Origin of the sequence: Pandoraea terrigena (assembly GCF_902459705.1) — a bacterium.
GTDB lineage: Bacteria > Pseudomonadota > Gammaproteobacteria > Burkholderiales > Burkholderiaceae > Pandoraea > Pandoraea terrigena.
Genome location: NZ_CABPRU010000012.1, coordinates 11,952 through 31,663, shown reverse-complemented (window position 1 = coordinate 31,663; position 19,712 = coordinate 11,952). Strand labels below are relative to the sequence as shown.

General features: G+C 62.6%; 8 protein-coding genes. 3 read left to right on the top strand and 5 right to left on the bottom strand.

Annotated features, from left to right (window positions below; genetic code table 11):
• Positions 1 to 53: 53 nt before the first annotated feature.
• Entirely contained in the window at positions 54 to 1,955 is a 1,902-nt protein-coding gene (locus PTE31013_RS20045) for a propionate--CoA ligase (protein ID WP_150614400.1), read from the top strand.
• A gap of 83 nt (positions 1,956 to 2,038) precedes the next feature.
• Here PTE31013_RS20045 and PTE31013_RS20040 read toward each other — a convergent pair whose 3' ends face one another.
• Positions 2,039 to 2,956: a LysR family transcriptional regulator gene (locus PTE31013_RS20040; RefSeq protein WP_150614508.1), complete on the bottom strand. Its 918-nt coding sequence runs from the start codon at positions 2,954 to 2,956 to the stop codon at positions 2,039 to 2,041.
• Positions 2,957 to 3,172: 216 nt separating this feature from the next.
• Between PTE31013_RS20040 and PTE31013_RS20035 the strand changes: the two genes are divergently transcribed.
• The gene (locus PTE31013_RS20035) at positions 3,173 to 4,570 is read left to right on the top strand and encodes a M20 family metallopeptidase (RefSeq protein WP_150614399.1); all 1,398 of its coding nucleotides are present in this window, start codon (positions 3,173 to 3,175) and stop codon (positions 4,568 to 4,570) included.
• Positions 4,567 to 5,922, top strand: a complete 1,356-nt coding sequence (locus PTE31013_RS20030) for an MFS transporter (protein WP_246174752.1) — start codon at positions 4,567 to 4,569, stop codon at positions 5,920 to 5,922. The genes PTE31013_RS20035 and PTE31013_RS20030 overlap by 4 nt, the downstream gene beginning before the upstream one ends.
• A gap of 223 nt (positions 5,923 to 6,145) precedes the next feature.
• On the opposite strand, the gene PTE31013_RS20025 is transcribed toward PTE31013_RS20030, so the two are convergent.
• The 4 genes from PTE31013_RS20025 to PTE31013_RS20010 all read right to left on the bottom strand — a co-directional run bounded on the left by PTE31013_RS20025 (position 6,146) and on the right by PTE31013_RS20010 (position 19,707).
• Entirely contained in the window at positions 6,146 to 6,382 is a 237-nt protein-coding gene (locus tag PTE31013_RS20025) for a hypothetical protein (protein ID WP_150614398.1), read from the bottom strand.
• Entirely contained in the window at positions 6,379 to 8,628 is a 2,250-nt protein-coding gene (locus PTE31013_RS20020) for a hemagglutinin repeat-containing protein (protein WP_174978645.1), read from the bottom strand. The genes PTE31013_RS20025 and PTE31013_RS20020 overlap by 4 nt, the downstream gene beginning before the upstream one ends.
• 213 nt (positions 8,629 to 8,841) lie before the next feature.
• The gene (locus PTE31013_RS20015; protein WP_150614396.1) at positions 8,842 to 9,129 is read right to left on the bottom strand and encodes a hypothetical protein; all 288 of its coding nucleotides are present in this window, start codon (positions 9,127 to 9,129) and stop codon (positions 8,842 to 8,844) included.
• 6 nt (positions 9,130 to 9,135) lie between these two features.
• Entirely contained in the window at positions 9,136 to 19,707 is a 10,572-nt protein-coding gene (locus PTE31013_RS20010; protein ID WP_150614395.1) for a two-partner secretion domain-containing protein, read from the bottom strand.
• Between the last annotated feature and the right edge of the window lie 5 nt (positions 19,708 to 19,712).

Sequence of the window (19,712 nt, the reverse complement as noted above, 5' to 3'; positions counted from 1 at the left end):
GCCGGCTCGGTACGCTGGGCGCGCGAGCCAATCCCTATATGCAAGGAGACACCATGACTTCGTATGCGTCGTTTCACGCCCGTTCGATTGCCCCTGATGCGCGGGCCGCCTTCTGGGAGGAGCAGGCCCGTCTGATCGACTGGGAGACGCCTTTTACCCAGGTGCTCGACTACGACAAGCCACCGTTTGCGCGATGGTTCGTCGGTGGCCGAACGAATCTGTGTCATAACGCCGTCGATCGCCACCTGCCATCGCGCGGCTCGCAAAATGCGCTGATCTGGGTGTCGACGGAGACCGAGCAGGAGCGCGTCTATACGTACGACGAACTGGCGGCGGAAGTCAATCGCATGGCGGCATCGCTGCAATCGCTGGGCGTTGCGCGCGGCAAGCGGGTGCTGATCTACATGCCGATGGTGCCCGAAGCCCTCTTCGCCATGCTTGCATGTACGCGGCTCGGTGCGATCCACTCGGTGGTGTTCGGTGGCTTCGCCTCCGTCAATCTGGCAGCACGCATCGACGACGCGCAACCGACCGTCATCGTCTCGGCCGACGCCGGCTCGCGCAACGGCAAGGTCGTGCCCTACAAGCCGCTGCTCGACGAAGGCATCGCACTCGCGCAGCACAAGCCATCGAATGTGCTGCTGATCGACCGGGGCTTGGCGCCGATGACGCGCGTGGCGGGGCGTGACGTCGACTACGCACCATTACGCGAGCAGTTTCTCGACGCCGCCATCCCCTGCGAATGGCTCGAGTCGAACGAGCCGTCCTACGTGCTCTACACCTCGGGCACGACAGGCAAGCCGAAAGGGGTACAGCGCGACACCGGCGGATATGCGGTTGCGCTGGCGGCGTCGATGCAGCACATCTTCTGCGCGAAGCCGGGCGACACGATGTTCTGCGCGTCTGATATCGGCTGGGTGGTGGGGCACAGCTACATCGTGTACGCGCCGTTGCTCGCCGGCATTGCGACCGTGATGTACGAGGGCACGCCGATCCGTCCTGATGGCGGGATCTGGTGGCGCATCGTGGAGAAGTACAAGGTCACGCAACTATTCACCGCACCGACGGCAATTCGCGTGCTCAAGAAGCAAGACCCGGCGTATCTGACGCAATACGACCTGTCGTCGCTGCGGCTGATCTTCCTCGCGGGCGAGCCGCTCGATGAACCCACGGCGCGCTGGCTTACCGACGGCGTGGGCAAGCCGGTCGTCGACAACTACTGGCAGACGGAGACCGGCTGGCCGATTCTCGGCATGGCGCGTGGCGTGGAGATCCTGCCGGGCAAGCTCGGCTCGCCGGGCAAGCCAGTGTACGGCTACGACGTGAAACTCGTCGACGAGGTCACCGGCGAGGACTGCGGGCCGAACCAGAAGGGCGTGCTGGCCATTGAAGGGCCGCTGCCGCCGGGGTGCATGAGCACGCTGTGGGGCGACGACGCACGCTTCGTCAAGACCTATTGGCAAACGGTGCCAGGCCGCACGCTGTATTCGAGCTTCGACTGGGGCGTGCGCGATGTAGACGGCTATTACTACATTCTTGGACGCACCGACGACGTGATCAACGTGGCCGGCCACCGACTGGGTTCTCGCGAGATCGAAGAGAGCATCGCGAGTCACCCGGCCGTGGCGGAAGTGGCCGTTATCGGCGCGCAGGACGCCCTTAAGGGGCAGGTCGCCGTGGCGTTCGCGGTGCTGCGTCAACCGGAGTTGGCGGCCACGCCCGAGGCGCGTCTGGCCTTGGAGGGCGACGTCATGAAGACGGTGGACAAGCAGTTGGGGGCGGTGGCGCGTCCGGCGCGCGTGTTCTTCGTTGCGATGCTGCCCAAGACGCGTTCGGGCAAGCTGCTGCGTCGTGCCATCCAGGCCATCTGCGAAGGCCGCGAAACGGGCGATCTGATTACGCTGGAAGATCCGGCTGCGCTCGATCAGGTACGCGATGCGGTGAAGGGCGCCTAGTTCGAATCATCAAGGGCATGGCGCACGCGCGTGCCCTTGATGGGGCAACGCCGATTGACGTGGCGTCGTCCAATCCGGCCGCGTCAGGCGAACGGCTTGTCGAGAATTTCGGGCGCGCGAATGGCGTCGATCAGCAGGCCTAGAAAGGCTTCGACGGGGGCGGGCAGTGTGCGTCCGGCCATGGTTTGCACTTGCAGTGAGCGTTGGTGCAGCGCGGGATTTCGAATCGGGATGGCGACGAGCCCCTCGGGCGCGAGGCGGCTGCGTACCGTGAGCAGGCCAGTCAGTGTGACGGCATTGCCCGAGCGCACGAAGCTGTGCAGCGCGGCGTGATAGTTGCTCACGAACACCGGTTCGAACAGCAGGCCTTCGAGAATGCAGCACAGGTCGAACATCTGGCGGATGGTCACGCCGGCATTCGATAGCGCCATCGGGAACGGCAACAAGTCGGCCAGTGCGATGTCGCGTCGTTTGGCGAGCGGGTGCTTTTTGGCCATCAAGGCATAAATCGGCGCCGGTTGCGTATGAACGACCTGCACCCCTTTTTCCGGGGCGACGCTGAAGCACACGGCGATGTCCGCTTCGCCGTCGCGGACGCGCTCCGTGGCGACGAATGGCGAGACGACATCGAGCAGGAAGTGTGCGCCAGGGTACGTTTCGCGAAAGCGGGCGAAGACCTGTGGCAGGAAATCCCGCGCGACACCCTCTGCACTGGCGACGCGAATCGTCGCGCGCCCCACTTCCGACAGTCCCCGGATTTCCGACGTGACGCGCTCCGCATCGAGCAGCATGCGACGCGCATGATCGGCAAGCAACGCACCGGCTTCACTCAACACCATGCCGCGTGGACGACGCTCGAACAACGGCGTACCGAGATCTTCCTCGAGCTTCGCGATCTGGCGGCTCAAGGCGGAGACGGCCACGTGCAGGCGCTCGGAGGCGCGACTGAGCGAGCCGGTACGGGCGACTTCGAGAAAGTAACGTAGCGCGTGAGTTTGCATGGGCGGATGGGCGGATGACGCCGCCTGGAGCGTGGACATTTGCTGTGATTCCCGCTTTGCCGAAACGGCAAAGAAAGCTTCGAAATATTATCATTGTTGTCAAAATCACCCCCTCCTAGAATGGCCTGAACGGTTGTGCTGCAGCGTGCCACCGACACGCGTCGCCGTTTGTGCGAGACAGCAGCCGTGCCCTCACAAGCCATCTGGAGACAAGCAGTGACACGCAGCGCAGCAATTGTCCAAGCCACCGCCCAATACGATTCGGGCGCGTTCCTCGATACCCTCAACCGCCGCGTCGCCTATAGGACCGAGAGTCAGGAGGCGGCGAGCGGCGATGTCCTGAACGCTTATCTTGCTGACGAAATGACGCCCGCGCTTGCGGCGCTCGGTTTTACGTCGCGCATCGTGCCCAATCCAGTGCCAGGGGGCGGCCCATTCCTGATTGCGCAACGTCACGAGAGCGACGATGCGCCCACGGTCCTCACCTACGGTCACGGCGACGTGGTGCGAGGCTACGACGCGCAATGGCGCGACGGGCTGAAGCCCTGGGAGATCGTGGTCGAGGGCGATCGCTGGTACGGGCGGGGCACCGCTGACAACAAGGGGCAGCACACGATCAACCTGTCGGCGTTGGCGGAGGTGCTGGCGTTGCGTGGCGGCAAGCTCGGCTACAACGTGAAGATGATCGTGGAGATGGGCGAGGAGATGGGGTCGCCGGGTCTGCACGCGATCTGCGAGCAACTACGTGACGAACTGCGCGCCGACGTGCTGATCGCCTCTGACGGGCCGCGACTGGGAGCGGAGCATCCGACGGTGTTTCTCGGCTCGCGCGGTCTGGTCAACTTCAAGCTCAGTTTGAAGTTGCGCGACGGTGGGCACCACTCGGGGAACTGGGGCGGCCTGTTGCGCAATCCGGGCGTCGTACTCGCGAATGCGATTGCCTCGATTGTCGATGGGAACGGCAAGATTCTCGTCGCCGGGTTGCGTCCGCCTGAGGTGCCGGCGTCGGTGCGTCGTGCGCTGGCTGGGCTGGAAGTGGGCGGCGGACCGAACGATCCCGAGGTCGACGTCGATTATGGCGAGCCGGGATTGACGCCGACCGAGCGCGTGATCGGCTGGAACAACATCGAAGTGCTGGCGTTCAAGACCGGCAATCCGGAAAAGCCTGTCAACGCGATTCCGCCATATGCCTATGCGCACATGCAGATGCGCTTCGTGGTCGGCACCGACTGGGAGCGGCTGGGCGAGATCCTGCGTGCGCATCTCGACGCGCATGGGTTCTCGATGGTTGACGTGGAGGTCGAGCGCGGCGTGATGGCGACGCGTCTCGATCCGGACGATCCGTGGGTGCGGTGGGCGTTGGCCTCGATGCGCGAGACGACCGGCAAGCCGCCGGTGCTGCTGCCGAATCTGGGGGGCACGCTGCCGAACGACGTGTTCGCGGACGTCCTGGGGCTGCCGACGCTGTGGGTGCCGCACTCGTACCCGGCCTGTTCGCAGCACGCGCCGGACGAGCATTTGCTGGGATCGGTGGCGCGCGAGGCGTTGCAGATCATGGCGGGTCTGTTCTGGGATCTTGGGGAAGTCGACTTGAAAGAGGGGAAGCCGCGATGAACAGCTCAGTGACCGCCGCCGGAGCGGATCAAACGAACGGTGCGTTGAGTGCCGGCAATGAGGGGGCGCGCGCGAGCGTGCCGGTCTACAAGCTGATTGTCGCGACGTCGATTGGCAATGCGCTCGAATGGTATGACCTGATCGTCTATGGCTACTTTGCCGTGACGATCTCGAAGTTGTTCTTTCCGGCGCACGACGCGACGGTGTCGCTGCTCATGGCGCTCGGGACGTTTGCGTTGTCTTATCTCGCGCGTCCGCTGGGGGCGTTTGTCCTGGGTGCGTATGCGGACCGCAGTGGGCGTCGTGCGTCGTTGATGCTGTCGATCGCGATGATGACCGTGGGCACCGGGCTGATCGCGTTCATGCCGACATACGCGGCGATCGGTGTTTGGGCGCCGATAGGCATTTTCTTGTCGCGCTTGTTGCAGGGATTCTCGGCGGGCGGCGAGTTTGGCAGCTCGACGGCGTTTCTTGTCGAGCACGTACCGAACCGGCCGGGCTTCATGTCGAGCTGGCAGTTTGCGAGCCAGGGGGCGAGCACATTGCTGGCGTCGGCGTTCGGGGCGGTGCTCACGGGGGCGCTGACCCAGCCGCAACTGGAATCGTGGGGATGGCGCATTCCGTTCCTGTTCGGGATGCTGGTCGGGCCGATCGGGCTTTACATCCGGAAATACGTGGACGAGACGCCGGCGTTCGAGCATGACGTGGCGCACAAGCGCCAGGCGCAGGTGGCGGGCGGCGAGGCGAGCCAATCGCCAGTGCGGGAGGTGCTGGCAACGCAGAAGTCGCGTCTGTTGGTGTCGATTGGAGCGCTGGTGCTGACGACGACGGCGAACTACATGATCTTGTACATGCCAACGTACGCGACGAAGCAGCTCGGTTTGCCTCCGGCGCAGGGCTACATTGCAACGCTGGTGACGGGCTTCGTCATCATGACGCTGACGCCGTTCGTCGGTCATTGGTCGGACAAGGTGGGGCGTATTCGCATCATGCTGACGGCGGGGGCATTGTTCTTCTGCACGGTGTATCCGGCGTTTGCCTACATGAATGCGCATGCGTCGCTGCTGACGATGATGGTCGTGATGCTGTGGGTAGGCACCTTGAAGGCGGTGTACTTTGCGCCGATTCCGGCGTTGATTTCATCATTGTTCCCGACACGAACGCGGGCGACGGGCATGGCGGTCGGCTACAACCTGGGGACGACGATCTTCGGCGGCTTTACCCCGCTGGCGGTGGCGTGGCTGATTGCTTCGACGGGCAACAAGCTGGCGCCGGGGATGTATCTGATGGTAGGGGCGGTAGTCAGTCTGACGACGTTGGTGATCGCGAAAACGCGGATGGGAGTGCGCTGAGGCGAGACGATTTGCCGTGGAATGAAGAGGCGCCCGGCGGCGTCGCGTGTGAGGGATGCATGCGAGGCCGGCGTGGCGCCTTTTGGGTTTGTGGTGGGCGGCCTGGATGGCGTGTTCTTGCGTCACGAAGCGGAGGCGTTGTGCGACCATACCGAGCTTGGCGCTGATTCCGTTGCCGGTTTTGATGCGGTACGAATTCGCCTCGAAAATGGAGATGATTGATCTATTTTCTAGCGCGAATCTTTATCAGAACCCATGCGCCGACACCGAGTGATGGACCTCCTGCAATGGCGGCTCTCAATCCAAAAATCAGATCGTCACAATTAAATGGTAGTTCGTTGTATTTTAATAATGAGACAAGCGCAACTGCGAATCTTGCTCCAATCGCAGAGAGAAAGAATAAAGCGAATGAAAGTGCTATGAGTAATATAATTATCTTTATTTCAATTTTCGCATTCATTGATTTTTTTCATTTAGTTTGTTTTCTGTTGAATTGGCGGTTGTTTCGCCTAAAAAGGCGCCAATTACTGCGCCGAAAATATCTGAAATGCTCTTGTTCGGTATTAGTGCTCCAGCCTCTCGGGACGCCGCGTTCCCAACCGTGCCTCCGACTAGCGCGCCTGCACCAGCTCCGAGTATTGCGCTGGTGGTGTCCTCCCCTTGGAGATAGGCGCCGGTCGCGGCTCCGCTGATTGCTATGGTGGCTGTCGTAGGTAGAGTTTTCCCTTGGCTCAATGCTCCGGTGACAATGGCTGAGAGTGCGTCGACATAATTGATCTCTCCGCTCTCGTTTGTTGCTACCTGAACAGCAACGTTCACCCCGCCGCCGACGATTCCTCCTGTCGTAACGCTGGCCAGACCGAGTGAGGGTCCGGTACCTACTGCCCCCCCGGTGGCTATAAGAATTGCCCAACTTTTCAACAACTCCGTCGCAGGCTGGGCCGCATCCGTCCCCAATCCGCGGAGCAAGTCTGTCTGAGCTTGCTGAATTTCTTCAGCGGATGCGCCGTTCTTCGCCATGAATTCCCCCAGCGACGTTGAGGCGGCTCCGGCCCTCACGATTCCCTGAGGAAGCTCGAACTGATTGTTCTCCAGATCTAGCCGTGACGCGATGCTCGTTGCGGTAGCGTCCCCACCGGTTCCGGCCGTGATGCCGGCGACGACGGATTCAATCAAGTTCATTCGGGCTTCCTTCTCGGGCTGCGAGAGCCCGTCATTGCGGGTATCCGCGACGGCGTTAAGCAAATTGCCGAGAACCACACTCGCCGCCCCACCCATTGCCCCTGCGCCACAGGTGCTCCCGACGGCTGCCGCACCGGCACAGCCAACGATCCCATGCAAGGCGGTGCGAGCCGTTTCGCTTTTAAGGTCATCTGCGATCTCCTTAACCTTCTCCACCGCGAGTGTCTGCAAATAGCCCACGGCGGCGCGCTGGAGAAATTCCCCAGTGCCAGCAGTTACGTTCCCACCGGCTGCGGCAGCAATCACTGTGACGATCTGACGGTACCGTCCACCGGGTGCCCATTTCGCCGCGTCATCGAGCTGCCTATCCAACTCTGCCAGCTTCGTCGGGTCAGTCTCCTTCTTGCGCGCCTGTTTAAGCGCTTCATATTCTTTAGCCCGATTCCCCACAAACGTCCCCACCTCGCGCTGCAACGTCCGCATGATCTCGAAGCTGGTTTCGATTTGCTCCTTGTCGAATTGATTGGCGAGTGCGCCGCTGCCGTCTTTGTCTGAGGACACATCTCGGTTGACGGCAGCCACCGTCTCTTCCGCTGTCTGGCCGGTTCGCTCGCGTTGGCTAGCCTCATCGGTGATCTCGATCACGCCCGCGCTGATGCCGCTGCGAGTCGTGCTCGATGCGCTACCGCCAGCCGCCACCACAACCGGCGGCGTAATGCTCACCGGCCCCGTCTTCGGCAGATCGCTGCCGGGTGTGGCGTTCGCGCCGGTTTGCGCGTCGCCCTTTTGATCCGTGCCAACCTTGGCGTTGTCTCCGAAGCCTGTGCTGATACCGCCACCCAGGCTGATGCCGAAGGCGTCGTACTCTGCGTGGTTTTCGATATCGCGCGTCGTCAACGAGCCGGTTTTCAGACGGTTCCTATTCTCGTCAGCGGCGTTGTCGGTCGAGGCGATGACGGCGCCTGTCAGGTCGGTGTTGCCCTTGATGGTGACGTCGAAACCGCCATCGCCTGCCTTGATCCCAGACTGCTCCGTCACGCTGGCGAAATCGCTGTTGACCTGCTGATGGCTGACGTTGATGCTGCCCGACGCGCCACCAAAACCCACCGTGGCGCTTCCGCCGATCGACTGATCCTTGGATGCGTAGACGCTCGTGTCCTGCAAGCTCTCGATGTTCAAGTCGCCGCCGATATTGGCAACGACCCGCTCGCCGACGACCGTCCCGCCGCGAATATTGGTGTCGCCGCCCGAGGCAATCTCCGCCACGCCGCCCGCCACGATATGGCTGTTGCGTTGGGTAACGTCCTTGCCGTCCGCCTTGCCACGGGACGCGCTGGCATTGGCCGTCACCCCCATCGTCATGCCATTGGTGCCCATGGAAATGCCAAGCCCGATACCGCCCGACACGCCGGTGGATCGGCGGTGGTGCTCCGAGGTGTCTGCCGCGGCGAGGATGTCGAGCGTGCCGTCGGACGTGAGTTTGACGTCCCGCCCGGCGTCGATCTCGCTGCCGCGGATGAGCAACGACGACTGATCGCCGATCGCACATTACATTCCGATTGAGAGATTTATCGCCACGTCCGCGACCTAAATCATTGCCAGGAAGAATGATTGTTAGTTCGGAAAAACCTCTGGTTGCGTAAAATAAAGATTAATGTCAGTTTAAATTCGTAATTTTCGGTGAAATCAAGATGTATGGTTGTTTTTATCGGTTATAAATGGATTATTTTTTATATTTCATGCCGAGAATGTCTTGTGGTCATCAAAAAAATCACAAATATCGTCCATGGCTTCGTTTACCAAATTATCGCAAATCATTTTGTCCTCAATAATGCGGAAATCAAAAAATATATGTCGTCTTACATTCTTCATTGCGCGCATGTCATTATTCATTAGAATATTCTTTGATTTGATTATTTCCTTGTAATCAAATATATCCTCTCCGGCATTTTCGAGTGCCGCAATGAGTCTATCAACAAGAATCAATAGATTGCTCGTCTCTATTAACGTTGGTTTTTCAGGCATTTTGTTTTATCTCCCGCTAAATTGATCTGTAAATTCAACTCTAAATTCATCAAGCGTATAAGTCTTGCCGGTTTTCCCGTCACGCACTGATCTTACCCAGTCCACAGGATAGCCTCGTGGCAACAGAACCTGATCCTCTCCTCCTCTATACTTGGGGCTATCGCTTTCCGTTGGTTGTTTGCCAACTTTTCCGACATTCAACTTCTGCCCTTGAGGCACCTCGATGACAGCTTCAAATCGAGTGGAACTCCATTTTGGATATACCGCTGTATCTTGCCTGCTCGCATTTTCTTTCGTGGCGGCGAATCCTCCATCCAATTTTGCCTGATTTCCTCTGCCTCCGAATTTTCTATATAGAGTGACGGCTTCCGTTGTTTCTACGGTAAAATACTTTCCGTCCTTGAACGTTTCCGCCGTGCTTGATCGCAATTTTTCTTGCGCCACCAACTTTACTTTTGCGTCAATTCTGGTCCCGACGGCAGGTCGAGGTGCAATATTCGGCAGCGTCGAGGTTCCGCTGATTCCGCGCGAATCATTGTCGATGCGTGCTGATCCAACTCTCCCTACTTTCCCTGCACCAGAGTTGGTTGGCTGGCGACTCGAAGACGACTTTCCACTGCTCCCCAAACTAGCCTGAACTAGCAAAGTGATTGTCGCTGCTGCTTCTTCACTAACGCCATAACTTTGGCGAAGTTGGTTCGCAAATTCAGCACTGCCCAGTGCAACTACAGCGTCGCTATAGTTTGCCAAGTGTGCTCCCAAGTCGTTCTTTATATCTCCGGGAAGATCTAGGCCGCTCGCCTCGTCGAGAGCCTTACGGAAATCTTCTTGCGCATAAACATAGTCGCCGAAAGCACTTTTGCACACCGCTGGATCGGTGGAACAGACAGCAGCAACTTTCTCCTGGTTCTCCAGACTTAACTTGCGGTATTTCTTCGTTACGGCATCACAGCTATTCGCTGCTCCGCAAATCTTCGCCTCGTCAAGCAGCGCCTTGAATTCATTGACGTTTAGTGCATTGTTTTCCGTTTCTATTTTTGCGCTCGTGCTTGCCGTGGCTATATTTGCGCCGGTCGCACCAGCAATCCCCGCCACCACACTTGTCACCAGATTCGCGTGCGCTTCCTTCGCCTTCGCGCTCAGGTCTTTACCTGACTTCCCACCCGCCTTGTCCAGCAGGTTGTTAAGCACGACGCTTGCCGACGCACCCATCGCCCCCGTGCCACAGTTGCCGCCCGAGGCCGCCGCTCCCGCACAACCCACGATGCCCTGCAAGGCCGCGCGCGCCGTCTCGCTATTCAGCCCATCGGCAATCGCCTTGACCTTCTCTGCGCCCAAGCTCTGCAAGTAATTCACCGCGCCGCGCGTGATCATGTCGCCCATGCCGGCCGTTACGTTCCCCGCAGCAGCGGCAACAATGGCCGTCACGATACGTCGGTAATCGCCACCCGGACCCCATTTCTGCGCGTCGACCAGTTGTGAGTCCAGCTCGGCCCGCTTGGTCGGATCTGTCTCCTTATCGCGCGCCTTTTTCAGCTCATCAGCCTCCTTAGCCCGATTCCCCACAAACGTCCCGACCTCGCGCTGCAACGTCTGCATGATCTCGAAGCTGGTTTCGATTTGCTCCTTGTCGAATTGATTGGCGAGTGCGCCGCTGCCGTCTCTGTCTGACGACACATCTCGGTTGACGGCGGCCACCGTCGCTTCCGCCGTCTGGCCGGTTCGCTCGCGTTGGCTGGCCTCATCGGTGATCTTGATCACGCCGGCACTGATGCCGCTGCGAGTCGTGCTCGACGCGCTGCCACCGGCCGCCACCACCACCGGCGGCTTAATGCTCACCGGCCCCGTCTTCGGCAGTTCGCTGCCCGGTGTCGCGTTCGCGCCAGTCTGAGCGTTTCCCTTTTGATCCGTGCCGACTTTGGCGTTCTCTCCGAAGCCCTTGCTGATACCGCCCCCCAGGCTGATGCCGAAGGCGTCGTACTCTGCGTGGTTTTCGATATCGCGCGTCGTCAACGAACCGGTTTTCAGACGGTTCCTATTCTCGTCAGCGGCCTCGTCGGTCGAGGCGATAACGGCGCCCGTCAGATCGGTGTTGCCCTTGACGGTGACGTCGAAACCGCCATCCCCGGCCTTGATCCCAGACTGCTCGGTGACGCTGGCGAAATCGCTGTTGACCTGCTGATGGCTGACGTTGATGCTGCCGGACGCGCCACCAAAACCCACCGTGGCGCTTCCGTTGATCGACTGATCCTTGGATGCGTAGACGCTCGTGTCCTGCAAGCTCTCGATGTTCAAATCGCCGCCCACATTCGCAACGACCCGCTCACCGACGACCGTCCCGCCTCGAAGGTTCGTGTCGCCGCCGGAGGCGATCTTGGCCACGCCGCCCGCCGTGATATGGCTGGACCGGTTCGTCACGTCCTTGCCGTCCGCTTTGCCGCGCGACGCGCTCGCCTTGGCCGTCACCCCCATCGTCGTGCCATTGGTGCCTACGGAAATGCCAAGCCCGATACCGCCCGACACGCCGGTGGACCTGCGGTGGTGCTCCGAGGTGTCCGCCGCGGCGAGGATGTCGAGCGTGCCGTCGGACGTGAGCTTGACGTCCTGCCCGGCGTCGATCTCGCTGCCGCGAATGAGCAACGACGACTGATCGCCATCGCCCGTGGCCGAAACGGTGACGTTGCCACCCGCACGCACGCTAGAGCCAATGGCCGTTGTGCTGTCGTTGGTCTCGCGGCTTTCATGCTTAGATCCGCCGACGGTGACCGAGATAGTGACGTTGGCGGCGTCCTTGAGGTTCTTGACGGTGTCGGCGGCATTTTTCACCGCGAGTCCGCCGGCGGCGACACCGAGCGCCTTCATGCGCGGGTCCTTGACCTTGCCGACCGCCTTGCCCATCTGACCGACGGTCTCCGCGGCATCCAGCAGCGGGCTGGAGACGGCAACGGTCAATCCCGCCTGCTTGACTTCCCGTTCATGGACGCTCTGCTCCCTGTCTTTACTCTCGACGATGGCGACACGCTTGCCCGCAATCGTCACGTCACCGTCGCGGGCAACGACCGTGCTGCCTTCCTGCCGGTAGTCGTTGCCGGCCTGAACAGTGACGTCTCCGGTCACCGAACCGACCACACTCCCGGTTTGCGTGACCTGCTCGCGACGTTGCTTTTCCTTCTCCGAGCGGCTGCCGATGGTGAAGCCAAAACCGCTGCCGAAGACGCCACTGGTCTGCTTCTCCGTAACGCTCAGTGAGCTGCTGCGGTCCTCAGCCGACGCGATCGTCACGTTCCGGGTCGCGCTGATCGTCATGTCGTCATCGGCCACGACCTGCGACCCGGTAATCGTGACGTCCCGTCCCGACGCGACCGTGACGCCATCGCCCGATAGCGTGCTGCCCGTCGTGCGCGTGCCATGCGATTCGCGCAAATGTTCTTCCGTCGTGGAGGAGAGCAGGCCCTGCTGGGTGGTTCGCGACCAACGGGTGTCGTCGTAACGGGCCGAAATGCCGCCGATGGTCACATCGCCGGTCGCGACGACGGTGACGTCGGACTTGCCCGCGTTGGCCTTGGCCGATGTCGATGCCGTCCCGGATGGCGTGCCATCGCCGGAACCACCGCTCAGATACGAGCCGAGTATCTTCACCTCACCGGTCGTCGCGTCCCCCGACGTCACATACGCGGTGACGCCTCGCTCATTGAGCAGCCGCTCGACAGCCGCGGCTTGCCCGGCGGCGACGGTGATCCCGCCGTCGGCCTGAACCTGACTGCCGCGCACCGTTTCCGCATACGAGTCCACCGACGCCGCGTAGGTGTCGGTGTCCACGCGACCCGAGTCCGTGATGCTGCCAATGGCCGCGCCAATCTCCACGTCGCGGGCCGCCGCAACGACGACTGTCTTGCCCGCGTCGATACGGGTGCCCGCGGTGGACGCGTCTCCTCCTGCCAGGACGGTAACGTTGCCGCCAGTGTTGACGGTGGCCGTCAGTTGGTCCGTGACCTGCGTGTAATTGTGGTTGTCGCGCGTTCCGCCGCCGAATTCGCGGCTCAACGCCACCGCGCCCAGCGAGACGTCGCGTCCCGCAGCGAGGTCGACGTCGCCGCCAGCGTCAATTTCCGCTCCGTTGACCGTGAGGTCTCGCCCGGCAGTGATCACCAGCGAATCCTGCGCACCGATGCGACCTCGGGATTCGACGGTGGTCGCCGAACCGGACTGCGATCCGTTCACCCACTCGGTGGTATGGGTCTGACTGGCGACGACAACGTCTCGTCCGGCCGCGACATTGACCTGCTTGCCCGCGATTTCGCCACCGATGTTGCGCACATCGCGTTCGGCAACGACTTCCACCTGGCCAACACTGCCCAAGCCGCTCGTGCCGCCGATCACGCCGCGATTCTCGACATCGCGCCCCTGCACCCGAGTGCTGGCGTCGCCGACGATCTGACCGCTGTTGATGAGGTCGTTCGTTGCCTCGACAATGACGTCCCGGCCAGTGACCAGCGCGCCGCCCGGTTGCATTGCGACGCGTTTGCCATGCGCCAGATACACTGTGGGCACCAGCACGGTCGCCGTGCTGCCGTCCGGCAAGGTGACCGTTTGGCGAACCAGCCAGACAATGTCGTCGGTGAGGGCGCGCATTTGCTCAGGCGTGAGTCGAATGCCAACGCGCAGTTCGAGATCGCGACCCGCGCGGGCGCCTTGCGCCAGCAGCGCGCGGAACTCGGCGTCGGCCGCCGCCGTGGCGCTACTGTCTCGGATGCCCAGCGACGCGCGTCCCGTCAGTGCCAGCACCTGCTCGCGCACCAGTTTCCCCTCGTAGAAGCCGTCCCCGATACGACGCTCGATACCGGCTGGGTCGACCCCCAGCAACTCGAGCAGGTAGTTGCTGGAGACGAACGTGCCGTAATCGGTGAATCGCGAATCGGTCTCGACGAGATAGGGTTGATCGGGGGCGGTCACCACCTTGAACAGGGCGCTGCGCGGAAGCTTGAGATCGGGGATGCCGCCGGAGATGCTATCCAGTGTCTGAATGACCCCCGAGACGTTGGACGTCGCTGGCGTCGCGGTCACGGGATCGACGCCCGCCTGCGTACCGGTTGCGACCGTCGTTGTGTCCGTGTCGACGGCAACGCGCGCCGATGTGCCGACCGCACTATCCGTTTGCCGGCTGCCGATGATCGTGCCATCGACGGTGCCGGTCTCGATGGTCACGTCGCGACCGCGAAGGCTTGTCGTCTGGTTCGACGTGATCAGGCTGGGCAGCCCCTCGACGATGGCGCGCCGTTCCGTCACGTCGAGATCGACCGTCGTGAACCAGCTATCGCTGTTGCCGCTCTTCTCGTGCCAATAGAGATCCGACGATTGCGCGATGCGCTCCACGCGCTCGAGTGCCACGCTGCGGCTCGTGATTTGGCCGTTGTTGCCGCGAACCTGCAGGTCGCCGCCGGCGCTGATCGTCGACGCATGATTCAACGCGGTGCCGTTATCCACGTTCAGGCGGATCGTGCCTTGCGACGTGATGATGCCCGGCGCGGCAACGTCGCCCAGGACGTCGGTCGCGCTGCGAACGGTAATGCGGCGACGATATTCGTTGGTGTCGCGGCCGTCCTCGATGCCGTGTCCACGGCGGAAGATCCGCACGCCTTCCTCGGAATCCCCGGTAATGGTTTGGCGGGACTGATCGACGAACGTTGGCCGGATGTGCGCATCGGGATCGTAGTCGGGCCAGAACTGGATGACCCAATTTCCCTGGCCGTCGTCTGTGATCGACTCGAAATGCTGAACGGCGCGTTGGGTGATGTTGCGGGTGCTGTAATCTTTCGAGAAGAAATTCCGCTTGTACAACTCGATGATGGGGTGCTCCAGCGAGAACGTCTTCCCGTCGGTGTCGAGCGCCGTCACCCCGCGTTTTGCGATCGTGACGCTGATGGGGCTGTTCGCCACGTGGAGCTTCTCTGCAGAGAGTGCCGCGCGCGCTTCACGTCCCCAACGCCACTGCGTAAAGGCTTGGTTGCGCGGATTCGGGACCAGTCGTGTTTGTCGCACGACTTTGCCGAACTGGTCGGTCTCTTCGTACGTCTCCTCGATCATCGCCGGTTCGCCGTTCACGCCAAGGCTGTGGCTCGTATGCTCGGTCGGCAATTCTTCGCAGGCGGATGCCGTGTTGGCAGCGCAGCGTGCCCGGCTGCCTGATTCGTTCGGCAGCGCCACGTAGCCGGCGATCCAGACGTCGCGCACCGTCTGTGTCTCGCCCTCGCCGACGCCTCGCACAATGTTGATGTAGCTGCGGTCGTTCACGAACTCGCGCGTTGCGATGTCGACATCGCCACCGGCTTCGACGATGGCCGAGCGGTTGATGAAGCGACCAGTTTGCTGCGTCAGATGGCCCTGCGCATCGCGCGTCTCGCCCGCGGCGACACGCAGGTTGCCCAGGCTGTAGAGCGTCGCGCCGTTCTCGTTGAGAACATCGCCCGAGACGAAGAGGTCCAGTTGCTGCGTCGCCGCCAGCACGGCACGCTCTCCGGTGTTGACGAAGGTCGCACCATCGAATCGGAGACGTCCGCCGATGACGGCGCCGGTGTTCGTGAAGCGGGCGCCGATCAGCCTGACGTCGTCGCCATCGATGCGCGTTTCGTTGGTGATGTCGTCCACCACGTTGACGAGAACTGACCCTCCTCGCAGGCGGCCTTGCGCCGTGTTGACGACGCGGGCGGCGTTCACCGTGAGTTGCTTGATGGCCCCAAGTGCCCCGTGAACGCGCAACAAGCCGCCGACGTCGAGCTTGAGACTGCCATTCGCTTGCCAGGCGTGGTCGGCGCCGTAGGTAAAGTCGCCCGGCAACGAGACGTGCAGATCGTTGCCCGCCCGCAATCGGGCGGTGCCGAGCAGGCTTTGGGTACGCAAGACCAGGTTCTGGCTCACGGCGATTTCGCCCGAGCGGTGAGCCAGTTCGGTCACGGCGAGGGACGCATCGCGTCGCGCCTGAACGGTCCCGGTGTTCTCGAACGCCCGCGTTCGTTGCGCATCCCGCCACGTCACGCCGAGGTCGGCCCCCGAAAACAGGGTCCCCGCATTGCCGAGGGTGTCCCGTACGGTCAGCGATAGATCCGCGCCCGCACTGATCAGCGCGTTCGGGCCGTTCATGAGCGCGAACGTTGTGATGGAGACGCGACCGTTACCGCCCACCCGTCCGGCAGGGCGATTCGATCCCGAACGGTGGGTCCGCGCATTCGTGATCGCGTTCGCCGTGATGGTGAGGTCGCCGCGCGTGCCGTTGACGATCCGGCCGTCGGTGTTGTCGAGCGTGCCGGATGACAGGGTGACGACTTCATGGCCGACGGTCGACGGATCGCCTGCGGTTTCCATGCTGCCGCGCGTGTTGTCGAGCCTGCCGCCTGCTGCGACGTACAGCGCTTTGCCGGCATGCATCGCGCCGTCGACATTCGTGATGTCCTGGTTCGCTGTTGCGGTCAAAGGGCCATCCGCTTGGAGCCGCCCGGATCGATTGTCGATGTCACGGGTCGAGGTGAGCCTGAGCGATCCGCCGGCGGCGATCCGTGCGCCATCGAGGTTGTCGATGCCGTTCGCCGACACGTTGACGGCACCGTTGCCGGCAATGCTGCCGACGGACTCCGCCGCGTTCGCGGGCGAGGCGCGATTGCGTAGCCGTTCGCGCAGCAGGATGTCGACGGCACCGATGCCGGCGTTCGCGACGCGGCCGCCGGCGTTGTCCAGTTGTCGCCCGGATATGCGCAGGTAGCCATAGGGCGCGCCGACGTCGAACGTCCCCAACCCGTTGTCGAGGTTGCCGGTGGCTGCGATACGCAAGGCGTCTCGGGCGCTCACATGGCCGGCGCGGTTGACGATGCCGCCACCGGCGTTGATCTCGAGGCGCTCGCCCGCCGTGAGGCAGCCCGCCGTGTTGAGCAGATCCGAGGCGACCGTCAGCGCAAGGGACTTGCCCGCATGCAGCCGACCGGTCGTGTTGTCGAAGGTGCCTGCCGTGACGGTGACATCCGCATTGGCCGCGATTCGGCCGCCTTGCGTGTTGGCTAACTTGTCTTGAACAGCCAAGGCCGTTGGCGATTGACCGCTGTTGAGCAGGGCCCCCGCCGCGTTGTCGACATTCCGAGCCTTTACCAGCAGCGCGTCGCTGGCTTCGACCGAACCCGCGCGGTTATCTAGCGTCTCGCCCACCTCCAACGTCACGGACTTCCCCGCCAGCAGCCCCGACGCGTTGTTCAGATTCGCATCGATACTGGCGTTCAGGTGTCGCAATGCCGTCATTCGACCGATGGCGTTCGTCAACCACTTCACACGCAACAGCAGGTCGCCGTTCGTGCCAACACGTCCCTCGCGATTGACGAACGACTGCTCCTTGATCGACAACGTGCCGTGTCCGGCATGCGCCACGGTGCCGCCCGTGTTGTCCAATTCGGTGGCGGCGATCGTAGCGTCACCGGCAGCGAAATGGATCTCGCCGCCGTGATTTTGCAGACGCTCGTCGACGTTCAATCGCGCGAGGTGATCGTCGCCGGTGCCTGTCTGGCGAATCGCCCCGGACCCGTTGTCCAGGTGCCGGGCGTTCACGGCGAGCGAGGCCGATTGCATCAGCCCGCGCGTGTTGCGGATCGTGTCCGCTCGCAGCGAAAGCAGGCCTCCGGATTGCATCAGCCCGCCTGTGTTCGTCACCTGGCCGCGTATTCCGGCCGTCAGCAAACGTTTCGCGGAGACGGTGCCGTGATCGTTGCGCCAGGCGCTCGCGTCGATGGACAGGGTGCCGTTGGTGGCAAGCGTTCCCCGCGTGTTCTCGACACGCCCACTGGCAAGGCGGAGGTCACCCATGCCAGCGTGCTCGATCCTGCCCGACGTGTTGTCGATGTGCCCGGACGTCAGCGAGAAGTGGCTGCCGTTGGCATGTATCTGCCCCTCGCGATTGCTCAACAGGCCGGACAGCGAGAGTCGGAACGGGGATACGCCCCATTGCGAGATTCGTCCGCCGCGATTGCTCAGTCCGGAGGCGTCGACGACGAGGCCGGACGTCCTGAGCGTTGCCCCGTCGTGGATCACGTCGTGGTGCGCTGTAATCTGCGTCGCGCCCCCGACTTGCGTCGTCGCGCGCGCCAACGTGATGGCACCGCTGCGCGCACGCATCCGCAGTCTGCGCAAGGTGGTCGACGTGGCGCCGGTGAAATCGAGGGCGCCGCCGATCACGGCGATATCGCCGGTGGCCGAATGGGTACCACCGGCTTGCATCCGGCCCGCTGTGGTGAGCGACAGATTCCCCGTTTCCCCGCGGGTGCCGTCGGCGTTGGCGCCCGCGGCCATGGCGCCGGACGACGCCATGGCCGCCGCGTCGGCGATCAGGTGCCGTCCGGCGGACACCGTGCCGGTATGGCGCCAGGTACTGCCGACATCGAGCTTTACGTCACGCGCCCCGCGAAGGGTTCCCGAGCTGACGAGGTCTCGCGAGCTTCGCAGCGCCAGCGCGCCGTCGGCCACTGTCTCGCCACCGATCGACAGGTCGCCGGCGGCAGTGGCGCTCAGGTCCTCGCGCGCGTGCAGCCGTCCGCCAATCTGAAGTTGCCCGGCGCTGTTCAACACCAGTGAACCCTGACTGGCGGTGACGTGCCCGTGCAGGTTGACGCCCACGCCGACTTCCGTGCCGATGAGCCGGATTTTCCCGGCATACATGCCGCCAAGACGAGAGACGTCGAGCGCGAAGGACGGCGCGCCGCTCGTGGCGGTGGCACTGCGGGTGACGCCGAACGTGCTCGCGTCGATGTCGTTCAGTCCCGCGATGACATCGAGTTGTTGGGCGTGAACGGCAGCGTTCACCTCGACGGCGCGGGCGAGCAGGGCTGCGTGCGTCAGGTTGCTGGCGTTCAGGCCCTGACCGGTGATTTGCACGCGTCCACCGGTCACGCGAAAGGCGTCAAGCGAACCGCTGCCGCCAAACACGGGCAGGCCGGTCGTGAGCACCCCGCGAGCCGTGTTGATGAAACCGCAGCCGTCGCAGGTCAGCCCGTTGGGGTTGCTGACGATGACTTCGGCGCGATGCCCGGCCACCTCGAGATAGCCGGCGAGGCTTGACGGCAACGTCCCAGTCACTTGGTTGACGATAATGCGTGCCGGCGCCCCCGTGAGGTTGGGGTTGCCCGGCACGAGTCCACCGATTTGCGTCTGCACGATGGTGCGCGAGTTGTTGAGAATCGCCCCCTGCGTGGGAACGTCGAACTGCTGGTACTGGTTTTGCGATACGCCTGACGCGCTGGGCGTCGTGATGTTGACTAGCGGCAAGCCATTCGGCGTCGTGCCGACGCCGGGGGCGTGAGGGCCGGGGGTGGCAACGATTTGCGATGCCGCAGTGATCGGGAAACCGAAGGCGAGCAGCGCCGGCAGGAGCGCTGACCAAAGCGGGCGCAGATCGCGCTGTCGCGGCGCCACCGCGTGCGCGCTGCCCGGTTGGCGACGACGCGAACTGCGCCCGCATCCTGGTGTTTGGCCGCGACGGACGTTTTCCCCGACCGCGACCCACTGGCGTTGGACATGGCTGAAGATCAGACGAAAGCAACGTGTGTTCATGGTGG

Bases quoted from the DNA above. Each gene is read 5' to 3' on its own strand.
- PTE31013_RS20045 (WP_150614400.1), top strand. From the start codon at position 54: ATGACTTCGTATGCGTCGTTTCACGCCCGTTCGATTGCCCCTGATGCG.
- PTE31013_RS20040 (WP_150614508.1), bottom strand. From the start codon at position 2,956: ATGCAAACTCACGCGCTACGTTACTTTCTCGAAGTCGCCCGTACCGGC.
- PTE31013_RS20030 (WP_246174752.1), top strand. From the start codon at position 4,567: ATGAACAGCTCAGTGACCGCCGCCGGAGCGGATCAAACGAACGGTGCG.
- PTE31013_RS20025 (WP_150614398.1), bottom strand. From the start codon at position 6,382: ATGAATGCGAAAATTGAAATAAAGATAATTATATTACTCATAGCACTT.
- PTE31013_RS20010 (WP_150614395.1), bottom strand. From the start codon at position 19,707: ATGAACACACGTTGCTTTCGTCTGATCTTCAGCCATGTCCAACGCCAG.
- PTE31013_RS20015 (WP_150614396.1), bottom strand. From the start codon at position 9,129: ATGCCTGAAAAACCAACGTTAATAGAGACGAGCAATCTATTGATTCTT.